Origin of the sequence: Polaromonas sp., assembly GCF_039930745.1 — a bacterium.
In the GTDB taxonomy this organism is placed as follows: domain Bacteria; phylum Pseudomonadota; class Gammaproteobacteria; order Burkholderiales; family Burkholderiaceae_C; genus Polaromonas.
In genome coordinates this window covers 1-13,315 of the sequence record NZ_JBDTTH010000105.1, presented here as the reverse complement: position 1 = coordinate 13,315, position 13,315 = coordinate 1, and the positions used below count along the sequence as shown (strand labels likewise).

Sequence of the window (13,315 nt, the reverse complement as noted above, 5' to 3'; positions counted from 1 at the left end):
CCGGGGCAACGGGTCTGGTCGGTCGGGAAATTCTGGCTCGTTTACTGGCCGATAAAACGTATTCGGCGGTCCACTGTGTGGGCCGCCGCAAGCCGCAGGCGGACCATCCCAAGCTGGTGGTCCACCTCGTCAACGACTTTGCGGCCTTCAATGCGCCCGCTGTTGACGACGTGTTCATCGCACTGGGCACCACCATCAAGGCGGCGGGTAGCCAGCAGGCCTTCCGCGCTGTCGACTTCGATGCGGTTGTGGCCCTGTCCACATCGGCGCGTGCTGCGGGCGCCAGCCGCCTGGGTATCGTCAGCGCCATGGGTGCTGATGCGAAGTCCCCTGTTTTTTACAACCGCGTCAAAGGCGAGATGGAGCAGGCTGTCGTCCAACTTGGTTATGACAGTGTTACTTTCGCACACCCATCGCTGCTGGCGGGCGACCGTGAGTCCCTGGCCCGGCCTGCACGTGGCCGCGAGAAAATCGCCCTCGCGGCGATGCGCCTGTTCAAACCGCTGATCCCGGCCAACTACCGCACGATCAGGGCCGCCGACGTTGCCAGTGCGCTGGTTCGCGCTGTGCGTGTAGGCCAGCCCGGGCAGCATGTACTGCTGTCGGGTGACATGCAGTCTGGCTGAAATTTCAGATAAAAATTAGGCTAAAGCCCTTTGTGGCCGGGCATCATCAGCTATTAATTTAGTAGCAAATCCAATCCAGCAGACGTATGCCGGCAGGGGTCCTTCAACCCAGGGATGCCTGCCTTGACGCCACCACGCTGGTGACAATGTCCTCCGGCCGGCTTGCCACGTCAAAACGCTGTGCGTTTTCCCCGCCATCCGGCACTTCCAGCGTACTCAGCTGGCTCGCCAGCAACGACAGCGGCATGTAGTGCCCGGTACGCTCTGCCATGCGTGCAGCCAGCAACTCCGGGTCGCCGTGCAGGTAAACAAAATGCAGGTCGGGTGCGCCCTGGCGCAGGATGTCGCGGTAGGAGCGCTTGAGCGCCGAGCAGGACAACACTAGGCCCTGCCCCGCCAGCCGCGCCTGCAAGATGCGCCCCGCCAGGGCCTGCAGCCAGCCCTCGCGGTCTTCATCACTCAAGGCAAAACCGGCAGCCATGCGTGCGACATTGCGGGCCGGATGGAGGCCATCGCCTTCGAGGAAAGACACCCCGAGAGTCGCTGCCAGTTGCGCACCCACCGTACTTTTGCCGCAGCCGCTGACACCCATGACCACAAAAATATTGGAATCCATCAAACGCCTTATTTTGCCTTCCACTTCAGCCCGGCCGGATCGCCCGCTCAGGCCGTCGCCTGCCTGAATTGCGCCCAGGCCGCGGCCGTCGGTGTGGTTCCCGCGCCTGGCAGTTCCGGCCGGCGGAAATAACCATTGATCACTTCGGCCGGATCGGTGAAGCAGTCCTTGATCCAGGGAATGAATTCCAGCACCTCGCAGGCCGGGTGCGCATACGACAGGTGCACATGCACCTGGCTCATGTCGCCGGCATGCGGCGCGACCGGCAGGCGAAAGGCGTGCGCTGTCTCGCAGACGCGCAGCACCTCGGTCAGGCCGGCCATGCGCGTCACGTCGGGCTGCACCCAGTGAATGGCCTGCTGGGCGAAGAACTCCGCAAAGGCATCGACGGTGTAGAGCTGTTCGCCCAGTGCGACGGGTATCGCAGTCGCACGCGCGAGCTGCGCGTGGCCTTTCACGTCGTCGTGCCACAACGGCTCTTCAAACCAGAACACATCCGAGTCCTGCGCGGCGCGGCAAAACCTCTGGCATGTCGGCAGGTCCCACTTGCCATTGCCGTCGATGGCCAGCGTGACGTCCGGGCCTATGGCCTGGCGCACCGCCGTCAGCCGCCGCAAATCCCGCTCGACCGTGGAGCCGACCTTGATCTTGATGCCGGTAAAACCCTGGGCCACGGCGCGTTTCGCACCCTCTACCAGCTTGTCATCGGAAATACTGAGCCAGCCGATGTCGGTGTTGTAGGCGCGGACCTCCTCACGCACCTGCCCGCCCAGCAGCTTCCACAGGGGCTGCCCCACGGCCTTGGCCTTGAGGTCCCACAGCGCCAAGTCGATCGCAGCATGCGACAGCGTGGTGATACCGGCGCGGCCTACCCATTGCAGGGCCGGGTTGCGCGCGAGTTTTTGCCACAGGCGGTGGATGTCGTTCGCGTCCTCGCCGATCAGCATGGGCGCGTGACAGGTTTCAATACAACGCGTGATGAGCTGGTCGCTCGGCAAATGGGCATGGGTTCCCGTAAAGCCATAACCGGTCAGGCCGTCCTCGGTATCGATCTGCGCGCCCACCACGCCCCAGTGCGTGATGCTGTGGGTGCTGTCGGCAATATGCGCACCAGTGACGGGCACGTGCAGGATGAAGGGCTGGACGGATTTGATTTTCATGAAAGTCTCGGGTGGTTGGGGTGCGGCGTCAGTCCGGCACCGATACACGCAGAGTGGCGTCGGCGCGTCGATGCAGGTCAGGCAACAGCTCCAGGCCCAGGCCTGGCTTGTCATTCAGGCTGAGCATGCCGCGGGTGACGGTTGGCAACTCGGTCACCAGCTCCTTGTACCAGCCGGTGTAAAAGGCACGCACGCTTTCCTGGATCAGCGCATTGGGTGCATGCAGCGACAGGTGGCTGGAAGCCGCCCAGACCACCGGGCCGGTGCAGTCGTGCGGGGCCACGGGCAGCTGCCAGGCGTCGGCCATGGCCGCGATCTTGCGCGCCTCGGTGAGACCGCCGCACCAGCTCAGGTCGAGCATGGCGACGCCGGCCACGCCGGTTTGCAGGTAGTCCTTGAAGCCCCACTTGTAGCTCAGCGTTTCGCTGGCGCAGATCAGGGCATCGCAGTCTTTCGCGTACTGCCTCAGCAAATCCAGCGAATCCATCCGGATCGCGTCTTCATGCCAGAAGGTGTTAAACGGCTTGAGCGCACGCGCGATTTTCTGCGCCATCGGCAGCCGCCACAGGCTATGGAACTCGACCATGATGTCCATCTTCTCACCCACCGCGTTGCGTATCTTGCGAAACGGCTCCAGCGCCAGATCGAGGTCGGTATGACTGATGTACTGGCCGTCGCTTTTTTCGGCAGCCGGATCGAAAGGCCAGATCTTCATGGCGGTCACGCCTTCGGACAGCAGCGAGTCGGCCAATTCGTCGGCGCGGTGCAGGAATCCTTCCAGGTCTTCATAAGGCCCGGCGTTGGCTTTTTTCGCGTCGCCTATGCCCCAGTTCGCGGTGTTCTGGTTGACGGTGCTGCGCACGTACTGGTAACCGGCGCATGTGTTGTAGATGCGGATGCTGTCGCGGCTCTTACCGCCCAGCGCGGTGTACAGCGGCATGTTGGCCGCCTTGCCGAAGATGTCCCACAAGGCAATATCGATGGCTGAGTTGCCGCGCGTCTCCACACCAGAGCCGCGCCAGCCCAGGTAGCCGGTGATGTCCTTGTTACGCGCCTCAATGGCCAGCGGGTCCTTGCCCAGCAGCTTGGGGCCGGCCCATTCATGGATATAAGCCTCGACGGCCTGTGCGCCCATGAAGGTCTCGCCCAGACCGACCAGGCCTTCGTCGGTATAAATGCGGACCCAGATGATGTTGGGAAACTCGCTCAGACGCAGGGTTTCGACTTTGGTGATTTTCAAAAGGATGGCTCCGTAAAAAAGGCCGCAAGAGCAAACCCCTGCGGCCTTGTGGCGATCCGGCCGATGTGCCGTTTAGCCGCCGCGCGCCTTTTTCAGCGCGTCCATCACGAGCTTGACGGGCTCGGCGCCAATCAGCGGGATGTTCTTGTCGTAGACCGGCTTGACCTTGTCGAACATGCGCTTCTGCTCGGCCGGTGACACGTCGTTGACGGTCATGGTTTTCCTGAGATTGGCCAGCGACTTTTCGTTCAGCGCACGATTGGCTGCGCGCTCGACTTTCTGGCCTTCCATGGCGGCTTCACGCAGCACAGCCTGCTCCTGCGGATTGAGCTGGTCCCAGAGTTTTTTGCTGTACAGGATCAAGAAGGGTGTGTAGGCGTGGCGCGTCACGCTGAGGTACTTCTGCACCTCGCTGAACTTCGAGGTCTCGATAGTGACGAAGGGATTTTCCTGGCCGTCGATGGTTTTGGTTTCCAGCGCGGTGAACACCTCGCCGAAGGCCATGGGCACAGCGTTGGTGCCCAGGGTCTTGAAGGTGTCCAGGAAGATGTTGTTCTGCATCACGCGGACCTTGACGCCGTCAAAGTCCTCGGCCTTGGCGACCGGGTGTTTGCTGTTGGTCAGGTTGCGAAAGCCGTTTTCCCAGTAAGCCAGGTTGATGAGTCCGGCTTCTTCAAGCTTCTTGTTGAAGTAGGCGCCGGCCGGGCCGTCGAGCACCGCATCGGCTTCTTTTTCGTTGGCGAACAGGAAAGGCAGGTCAAAAGCGCCGAGCTCCTTGACGATGCCGACCAGCGGAGAGCTGGAAGTGCACACCATCTCTTGGGTACCGGCGCGAAGCGCCTGCGTGGCCGGCAGGTCACCGCCCGCAGCACCGCCCCAGAAGGCATTGATTTTCATCTTGCCACCGGTCTTGGCGGCCAGCACTTCCTGCATCTTCTTGACGCCGAGACCGACCGGATGGTCTTCATTGACGCCGTTGGTGAACTTGATCGTGCGGTCGGCAAACTGCGCGAACGACGACGTGGCAACAAGCAAGGCGGCGGCCGCTAGGGCCAGGGTTCTGCGTTTGAACATGGTTGTCTCCTTTTATATAAACGACAGGGGTTGGGAAAGGGAAATCACAGAAAATTCATCGCATCAACCACTTGAGTGGCTCAGTGACGATGGAGGGAAAAAGCACCAGCAGGAAAAGCACGGCCAGCTGCGCCATGAGGAAGGGCAACACACCCTTGAAAGCGTCGTCCATGCTGATTTTGGCCACGCCACAGACCACGTTGAGTACCGTACCTACCGGCGGCGTGATCAGGCCTATGGCGTTGTTCATGATGAACATGATTCCGAAATAGACCGGGTCTATGCCGGCCTTCAGGACCACCGGCATAAGCACCGGCGTGAGAATGAGCACTGTTGGCGTGAAGTCCAGCGCCGTGCCGACGACCACGATGAGCACCATCATCACCAGCATCAACAATATCTTGTTGCCCATGAAGGGCGACATCATGCCGGCCACCTCGGTAGGGATATTGGCCACGGTGATCAGCCACGCACTGACCATGGCAGCAGCCACCAGGAACATGACTACGGCGGTCGTTTTTCCGGCAGCCAGGATCAACCCGTACAGGGCCGACCACTTGAGTTCCCGGTAGATGAACATGCCGACCACAAAACTGTAGACGGCCGCCACGACGGCGGCTTCGGTCGGCGTGAAGATGCCGAACTTCATGCCGCCGATGATGACAATGGGCAGGGTCAGCGCAAAGCCGCCTTCCGCCGTGATGTGCAGCCTGCCGGCCATGGACAGTTTGGGCGCGGGTTGCACGTTTTCCTTCCTGGCCAGCCACCACCAGGTCATGCCAATCGCCGCGCCCATCAGGACGCCGGGCACGATGCCGGCCAGAAAAAGCTTGGTGATGGAGACATTGCCGGCCACGCCAAAAATGATCAGGCCGATGGACGGTGGAATCACCGGCGCGATGATGCCGCCCGACGCAATCAGGCCTGACGCCCGACCCACGTTGTAGCCGGCGGCGCGCATCATGGGGATCAGCAGCGCGGCCAGCGCCGCCGTGTCGGCAATCGCCGACCCTGACAGAGAGGCCATGATCACCGCGGCGATCACCGTGACATAACCGAGGCCCCCGCGAAAATGGCCGACCCAGGCCATCGCCAGGTTGACAATGCGGCGGCTGATGCCCCCGGCATTCATGAACTCGCCGGCCAGCAGGAAAAACGGCACGGCCAGCAGCGGAAAGTTGTCGGCCCCATCGACAAAACGCTGAGCCAGGATCTGGCTGTCAAAGGTCACCAGGCCGCTGGTGGCCGCAAGAAAACCCATCAGCGTGACACCGCAGACCAGCAGGGCATAGGCAATCGGCATGCCGATGGCCATGGCGGCCAGCAGGCTCAGGATAAATACGGTAACCGTCATGCTTTGCTTCCCTGTATCTGCTTCTCCACATCGGCCAGGCCTTCGGTCTCTATCACCTGCACCAGCTCTTCCTCGCTGATGCGGCCCGTGACCAGACGGAACAGGACGTTGAGGTTGATGATGGCCATCACCACGCTGACGACGTAGCCGATGCCGTAAATCCAGATCATCGAAATGCCCACGACCGGCGAGACATTGCTGACCTGCAGCTCATGCATTTCGTAGGTGCCCATGAAAAACAGCACGTTACAAAACAGCATCAAGGCCTCACTGAGGAACAGGCACACCTTTTTGCCCAGCACCGGCAGGTGCTTGATCAGCGTGTCCACGCCCAGATGCCCGCCTTCGTGCATGGCCAGCATCGCGCCTATGTAGGTCAGCCAGATGAAGAAATAACGCGACATTTCGTCTGACACCGAAATGCCGGCATTGAAGGCATAACGCAGCACCACGTTGCCGAAGACCATGACAACCATGGCCACCATGCAAACCACCACCAGCAGTTCGAGCAGTTTGTAGAACCAGTAAATCGATGAATCGACGGTTTTTTGCACCTTGATCTCCTTTTTGCTTTTGTGCTGTGCGTGTTCAGACGGCTTTGAGCTGCCGGGCCGGACTGCTCAAGACGGGCAGGCGTCGCCGTGAAGCCAGCACCTGCTCAATGTCTTCCTTGGCCCCGTCGATCAGCACGCGAATGGCGATCTCGGCCTCGTCGGGGTTGTGCGCAATCACCGCATCAAGCACCGCGCGGTGCAGGGGCAACGAATGCGACGGGCCATCCTTGCGCCGTGTCGAAATTTCAAAACTGGTGCGCAGCAGGGCGCCCAGTGCCTTGCTCATTTGCACCAGCATGCGGTTGCGGCTCGCGCGCAGCAGGCACTGATGAAAACGCAGGTCGTGCGTAACGTAGTCGCCGCCCTCCTCAACCGCGCGTTTCATGCCCGCGTAAGCGGCCTCGACTTCGGCGATGTCCTGCGCGGTGACACGTACAGCCGCCAGCCGCATGGCGGCGGGCTCAACCACGCGGCGCAAGTCCTGCAGGTCGCGCAGAAATTCCGGCGTCAGACCGGCCTTGGACTGCCAGGTGATGACATCCGCATCAAACCAGTTCCAGTGGTCCTCGGACAGCACGCGGGTACCAACCTTGGGACCGGTGGTGATCAACCCTTTGGCGATCAATGATTTCACCGCCTCACGCACCACCGTGCGGCTCACACCCAGCTCGGTGCACAGCGCCGGCTCGGGCGGCAGGGAGGCCCCCGCAGCATAACGCCCCGACACAATGGCTTCGCCCAGATGGTCCACTGTGTTGCCGTGAACGTTCTTGATCATGGTCGTCCGTCCCTCAGCCACGTACAAACAGTGTGATCAGCGAGTCTGCACCCACCTGACAGCTCCAGTGGCCGTGCACGGCCGCGTCAAAAGTGGCGCCTTCAGGCAGCAGGTCGGCCGAATAGAAGTGCTGGCCCGGCCGGAAGATGCGCGACGTCCCGTCCTGCAGGCCAATTTCCATCTCGCCGCCCATGATGACCACCCACTGCTTATAGGGGGAACAATGAAACTGGCTGCGAAAACCCACCGGGCTGTGGCGCAGCTGGAACCCGCCAGAGGGAAAAAGTGCGGAAAGCATGGCCTGGGGTGAGCCTTCGCCCAGGGTGACGGCTTTCTCGCGAAATTTTGCGCGGCCATCGGTGTCGGTATAAAGAATGACTTGGGTAAAAACGGTCAAAGCAAACTCCGGTGCGAAGAGGTGAAAATCTGTTTCATCACGCCAATTCTCGGTCAAAAGCAATTTGCACTTTCATGGACTGACGCTTGTCTCCAGCGAGCCGGAAGGCGTCACCAGCCTTGTCGAAATCCACAATGTCGGAGATCACGGGCCGGCCGTCGATCAGCCGCTGATTCAGGAAAGCCACGGCAACCGCAAACTCGGAATGAAAGCGGAAAGTGCCGCGCAAGTCTATTTCCTTGCCGACGAGCGTGTTCAGTGGCATGGCGATGTTGCCACCCAGGCCGATGGTGACAATCACGCCACGGGGCGCAACCACATCGAGCCCACCGATCAAGGCTTTCTCGCTGCCGGAAGCTTCAAACATCACGTCAAAACAGCCTTTGTTGGCCGCAAAAGGCGCCAGACCTTCGGGATCTTGCGCCAGATTGACGGTTTGGTCTGCGCCCATCTTCAGCGCACAAGCCAAGGGCAAGTCAGCAATATCAGCCGCCACAATATGGGCAGCACCAGCGCGCCGCAAAGCCGCAATCAGCAGTGCGCCAATCGGCCCGCAACCGGTCACCAGTACTTTTTTCCCAAACACCGAGCCTGCCCGCGCAATGGCATGCAGCCCTACCGACAGCGGCTCGGCCAAGGCCGCCTGCGACAACGGCAAATCATCAGCTACCACGAAGGCCTGCGCGGCGTCGATCACCAGGGTTTGGCGAAACGCCCCCTGCACGTGCGGAAAGCGCATCGCACTGCCATAAAAACGCATGTCCATGCAATGGTTGTGCAAGCCCTGCTGGCAATAGCGGCAGACGCCGCAGGGCCGCGACGGTGAAATCGCGATGCGTTGACCCACGCGAAAGCCGCTGGCCTCGCTACCCAGCGCTTCCACCACACCCGACACCTCGTGGCCCAGCACCATCGGCTCTTTGATGCGCACAGTGCCAAAACCGCCATGTTGGAAGTAATGCAGGTCCGAACCACAAATGCCGCCGAATGCGACACGCACCCGCATCTGCTGCGGCCCCACGGCCTCGTCAGCGAATGCATCGAGGCGCAAATCCAGCGGGGCATGACAGACCAGGGCACGCATGATTTTCTCCAGATAAATGGGTGGGTTCACAGAGTGGCCGTCACTCCGCCATCAACATACAGAACATGGCCGTTGACGAAACTCGACGCATTGCTGGCCAAAAAAACAGCCGCTCCCGCCAGTTCGGCAACTTCACCCCAGCGCCGGCTAGGTGTGCGCCCGGTCAGCCAGGCGCTGAATTGTTCATCTGCAACGAGCTTTTCGGTCAGTTCGGTCTTGAAATAGCCGGGACCCAGCCCATTGACCTGCAGGCCATGCGGACCCCAGTCAATGGCCATGCCCTTGGTCAGCATCTTGACCGCGCCTTTGCTGGTCATATAAGGGGCAATATTGGGACGGCCCAGCTCGCTTTGCACCGAGCAGATATTAATGATCTTGCCGCGCCGGCGTGTAATCATTTTTCGCGCGACAGCCTGGCCCATGAAAAAGACGCTGTCAACGTTGGTACGCATGAGTTCGTGCCAGTCGGCAACCGGAAAATCTTCCAGCGGCATGCGCCGCTGCATGCCAGCGTTATTCACCAGAATGTCGATCGCACCCAGAGTTTCTTCGACATCTTCCACTGCCGCCTGTACGTCCGCCGCCTGCGTGACGTCAAAAGCACGGGTGTGCACCTGGAACCCCTCGCCACGCAAAACGGCCGCTGCGCTCTCCAGCCTGATCTTGTCACGGCCGTTGAGCACCAGCGCCGCGCCGGCCTGTCCTAACCCGCGCGCCAGCGCAAAACCGATGCCGCCCGACGACCCTGTGATGAGTGCCAGCTTGCCGTCGAGCCTGAAGGGGTTGGCTGTCATTTTTTGAGTTACTCCAGACGCTGGCCGCTGGTTTCGTCAAACACATGAGCCTTGCCATGCGCAATCTCCAGATGCACGATGTCGTCCGGCCGCACGTTGGTCCGGCCGTGCATGACCACGACGACTTGCGTGTCGCCTACTTCGAGCAGCAGCTCGGTCTCGGCGCCGGTCGGCTCCACCACAATCACTTTGGCGGGAATGCCCTGGCCGATTGCGGACAGCGTCAGGTCGCTGGGCCGAACGCCATAGACCACCGCCTGGCCATCACGTCCCTGCGCCAGCGTATTCACTTGCCATGCATGGCCCTGCGACTCCACCCTGGCCCGACCGTCGGCCTGGCGCAATGTTCCCTTGAGCACGTTCATGGACGGCGAACCGATGAACTGCGCCACAAACAGGTTGCCCGGCCGGTCAAACAGCTCCAGCGGCGTTCCGATCTGCTCGATGATGCCGTCGTGCATGACCACAATGCGGTCAGCCATGGTCATGGCCTCGATCTGGTCGTGAGTGACGTACACCGTTGTGGTTTTCAGGCGCTGGTGCAGCGCCTTGATCTCGGCGCGCATGGCTACGCGCAGCTTGGCGTCGAGGTTGGACAGGGGTTCATCAAACAAAAACACCTTGGGGTCGCGCACGATGGCGCGCCCCATGGCCACGCGCTGGCGCTGGCCACCAGACAGCTCGCGCGGATAGCGGTCGAGCAGCGGGTCCAGGTTGAGGATTCGTGCAGCATTGCCGACACGTTGCTCCGTCAGCTCCGCATCGGCCTTGCGCAGCTTGAGGCTGAAGGCCATGTTGTCGCGTACCGTCATGTGCGGGTAGAGCGCGTAGCTCTGGAACACCATCGCGATGTCGCGGTCCTTGGAGTCAAGGTCATTGATGACCTTGCCATCAATGGCGATTTCGCCACCGCTGATTTCCTCCAGGCCGGCAAGCATGCGCAGCAGGGTGGATTTGCCGCAGCCGGACGGCCCGACCAGCACCACGAACTCGCCGTCCGAGATGTCGAAACTGATGCCGTGAATGATCTTGACCTTGCCGAAGGACTTTTCAACTTTTCGAAATGAGACAGAAGCCATGGTGCAGGTGTTCCAGTGCGGGAAGGTCAGCTCTTGACGGCGCCGGCCGTCAGGCCGGACACCATGTAGCGCTTGAAGGCGTAGTAAATGGCCGCGGGAGGCAGCGCGTAGATCAGGCCGGTGGTCATGAGCAGTTCCCAGGGCGAATCGTCCGCCGCCAGGAAGTTGCCCAGGGCCACGCCCAGGGTGATGCTGCTTTCGCTGGAGAGCAGGAGAAAGGCATACAGGTATTCGTTCCAGGCGAGCAGCAAGGCATAGGTACCCACCGCCACCAGAGAAGGCACCATCAGGGGCAGATAGACCAGCCGGAACAGCTGCATCGCGGACGCGCCGTCCATCTTGGCCGCTTCATCGAGCTCGTAAGGCAGTTTGTCGGAAGCCTGCTTGAGCACCCAGATGCAGTAGGGCGACGCAATGGTGACCATGGCCAGGATCAGCGACCACTGGCTGTTGAGCAGGCCGTAATTACCCATGGTCTTATACATCGGCACGGCAAGAAAGGCCGCGGGAATGAAATAGGTCAGCAGCGCCATGTTCATCACGGTGCGCCCACCGCGCGCGCGCAGGCGGCTGATGGCAAAAGCAGCCAGAGTGGCAATCACCAGGGTGATGCCCGCCACCGCAAACGCAATCAGAAAGGAGTTGCCCAGTTGTTGCCAGAAGTGGTGCAGGTAGAAGTGCTTCTGCTCCACGACGATACGGAAGTTGTCCAGCGTCGGCTCCTTGGGCCACAGGCGGCCGGACGTGGCCTGGTCACGTGGCGAGATGGAAAACAGGAACAGGTGATACACCGGAATCATGGTCCACAGGAAAACCGGAATTCCGATCAGCACCAGCTTGGCCTCGGTTGTTACCTGCTTGAAGGTCAATGGTTTCATTTGGACAAACGCTTCATCATGAAATAAACCAGCGGCAGGACCAGCGGCAAAGCAACCACGATGGAGGCCATGGCCAGCTCGATCTGGTCCAGCCGCAGGTAGCGGATGCCTAATGTGGCAAGCACATGCGTGAGGTCAGCTGGACCGCCGCCCGTCAACAGGTAGACGCTGTTGAAATCCCCCAGCGACCAGATGGTCGACAGCAGGAGCGATGTCAGGTACACGGTTTTCAGCGAAGGCCAGGTGATGAACTGGAACTTCTGCCAGTTGCTCGCGCCATCGACGGCCGCAGCTTCATACTGCTCCGCCGGAATCGAAAGCCGCGCGGCCACCAGGATCAGCGTCCAGAACGGCAAGGACTTCCAGATATGCGCCACGATGGACAGCGACAGCGCCAGGGTCGGGTCGTTCAGCCAGTTGGGGCCGTCAGCGCCGCTCAGCTTGAAGATCAGCGTGTTGATGACGCCCCACTCCGGGTTGAGCATGAAACGCATCGACAAAATGGTCGGGATCGAGGGCACGGCCCACGGCAGGATGAACAGCAGCGACAGCCACTTGATCCATCTGCGGTCGTGGACAAAAAATCCGGACAAAAACAGCGCCGCCAGCATTTTCAGGTTAATGCCGACACCGAGGAATACCAGCGTGTTGATGAGCGACCGGAAAAAGATCGGGTCATCGAACAGCTTCACATAACTGGCGGGCTGGCGCGCCAGCCACAGGCCATAACCCACGGGGTACAGCACAAAAACCAGGAAAAGCAGAATATAGGGAATCAGCAGGACCAAGCCCCAGCGCTCCCAGGACGTCATTCCTTTGGCGGCCCGGCGCTCGCTGGCGCCGGACTGCTCTACAGCCATCGTGGTCATGGTATTTGCAGGGTGACGGCCACCAGTCGGAGCTGGATGGCCGTTGTATGAATCACGATCAGGACAGGCCCGACCAGCTTAGTTGGCAACCGTCTTGATGCGGGCAATCATCTCGTCCACCGCCTTGTCCACCGGCACCTTTTCGCTGACGACACGGTTCGCGGCCTTGGCCCAGACGTTCTCGTTGTTGAGCACGGTGAACTTGTAGTTTTTCGTGAACTCGAAGTTGACCGTTCCGTCCTGGAACTGGTTGTGCACGGCCAGGCGGTGTTTGTCACCCTTCCAGAACGCACTCGCCTGGCCAGCCTTGGTCACCGGATACCAGCGGCCCAGGGAACCCTCCACATAAGGCCCGAGGTTTTCTTCCGCCATGATGAATTTCACAAATTCCTTGGCGCGCGCCTTGTTCTTGGCATCCTTGAACACCACGCCAACCTTCACCGCCGCGCGGTACACCATCTTGCTGCCGTCAGGCTTGTTCGGAAAGCCGGCGGTGCGAATCGATTCGGTGTAGTACTTCTTCGCGGTCGCACGCTGTGCTTCCGTCAATGTCGCGTTGTTCATGTCGTCAAGCCACTTCGCAGCGATGGAAATCGTGGCGTTGTGCGTCATCAGGGTCGTTCGGTTGTGGAACGCGACATTGTTGTCCGGGTCTTTCCAGTTGGAAGACGACGGAGGCGTGCAACCGCGGGTGTAGACATTGGTGTAGTCCGTCAGGGCGCCAATCAGGCCGGCACGCACGTTAGGGTCATCCACTAGCAGCTTGCCGCTGTCGCTGACCAGCTTGACGTTGTAGGCGTCCATGAAGGTCA

The 13,315-nt window shown here is 60.7% G+C and carries 14 protein-coding genes and 1 pseudogene; 1 reads left to right on the top strand and 14 read right to left on the bottom strand.

The genetic code is table 11. The annotated features are described in order from the left end of the window. Window positions 1-626: NAD(P)H-binding protein (locus tag ABI660_RS20705; protein ID WP_348071660.1), on the top strand; the 626-nt coding region annotated here is incomplete at its 5' end. 103 nt (window positions 627-729) lie between these two features. On the opposite strand, the gene ABI660_RS20700 is transcribed toward ABI660_RS20705, so the two are convergent. From ABI660_RS20700 to ABI660_RS20635, 14 genes and pseudogenes are all read right to left on the bottom strand, one after another. Beyond that, on the bottom strand, window positions 730-1,242 hold the full coding sequence (locus ABI660_RS20700; RefSeq protein ID WP_348071658.1) for a gluconokinase: 513 nt from the start codon (window positions 1,240-1,242) through the stop codon (window positions 730-732). 47 nt (window positions 1,243-1,289) lie between these two features. Then, window positions 1,290-2,402, bottom strand: coding sequence for a mandelate racemase/muconate lactonizing enzyme family protein (locus ABI660_RS20695; protein ID WP_348071656.1), 1,113 nt, complete (start codon window positions 2,400-2,402; stop codon window positions 1,290-1,292). 28 nt (window positions 2,403-2,430) lie between these two features. Beyond that, window positions 2,431-3,642, bottom strand: coding sequence for a mandelate racemase/muconate lactonizing enzyme family protein (locus ABI660_RS20690; RefSeq protein ID WP_348071654.1), 1,212 nt, complete (start codon window positions 3,640-3,642; stop codon window positions 2,431-2,433). A gap of 72 nt (window positions 3,643-3,714) precedes the next feature. Beyond that, on the bottom strand, window positions 3,715-4,716 hold the full coding sequence (locus ABI660_RS20685; RefSeq protein WP_348071652.1) for a TRAP transporter substrate-binding protein: 1,002 nt from the start codon (window positions 4,714-4,716) through the stop codon (window positions 3,715-3,717). Window positions 4,717-4,771: 55 nt separating this feature from the next. Continuing rightward, a complete protein-coding gene (locus ABI660_RS20680) occupies window positions 4,772-6,070 on the bottom strand; it encodes a TRAP transporter large permease subunit (protein WP_348071650.1) in 1,299 nt (432 codons plus the stop codon). Next, on the bottom strand, window positions 6,067-6,624 hold the full coding sequence (locus ABI660_RS20675; RefSeq protein WP_348071648.1) for a TRAP transporter small permease: 558 nt from the start codon (window positions 6,622-6,624) through the stop codon (window positions 6,067-6,069). The genes ABI660_RS20680 and ABI660_RS20675 overlap by 4 nt, the downstream gene beginning before the upstream one ends. Window positions 6,625-6,658: 34 nt before the next feature. Continuing rightward, a complete protein-coding gene (locus ABI660_RS20670; protein ID WP_348071646.1) occupies window positions 6,659-7,402 on the bottom strand; it encodes a FadR/GntR family transcriptional regulator in 744 nt (247 codons plus the stop codon). A 13-nt stretch (window positions 7,403-7,415) separates the two neighbouring features. Further along, window positions 7,416-7,799 (bottom strand): hypothetical protein, encoded by a 384-nt coding sequence (locus ABI660_RS20665; protein ID WP_348071644.1) that lies wholly within the window; start codon window positions 7,797-7,799, stop codon window positions 7,416-7,418. A 37-nt stretch (window positions 7,800-7,836) separates the two neighbouring features. Continuing rightward, complete coding sequence (locus ABI660_RS20660) at window positions 7,837-8,883, bottom strand: L-idonate 5-dehydrogenase (RefSeq protein WP_348071642.1); 1,047 nt, start codon at window positions 8,881-8,883, stop codon at window positions 7,837-7,839. 26 nt (window positions 8,884-8,909) lie between these two features. Continuing rightward, window positions 8,910-9,677, bottom strand: coding sequence for an SDR family oxidoreductase (locus ABI660_RS20655; protein ID WP_348071640.1), 768 nt, complete (start codon window positions 9,675-9,677; stop codon window positions 8,910-8,912). Window positions 9,678-9,685: 8 nt separating this feature from the next. After that, a complete protein-coding gene (gene ugpC, locus ABI660_RS20650; protein ID WP_348071638.1) occupies window positions 9,686-10,756 on the bottom strand; it encodes a sn-glycerol-3-phosphate ABC transporter ATP-binding protein UgpC in 1,071 nt (356 codons plus the stop codon). A gap of 26 nt (window positions 10,757-10,782) precedes the next feature. Next, entirely contained in the window at window positions 10,783-11,634 is an 852-nt protein-coding gene (locus ABI660_RS20645; protein WP_348071636.1) for a carbohydrate ABC transporter permease, read from the bottom strand. Continuing rightward, window positions 11,631-12,494: a sugar ABC transporter permease gene (locus tag ABI660_RS20640; RefSeq protein WP_348071662.1), complete on the bottom strand. Its 864-nt coding sequence runs from the start codon at window positions 12,492-12,494 to the stop codon at window positions 11,631-11,633. Before ABI660_RS20640 ends, ABI660_RS20645 begins: the two co-directional genes overlap by 4 nt. A gap of 87 nt (window positions 12,495-12,581) precedes the next feature. Next, window positions 12,582-13,315, bottom strand: a pseudogene (locus ABI660_RS20635) (carbohydrate ABC transporter substrate-binding protein); the annotation flags it as partial.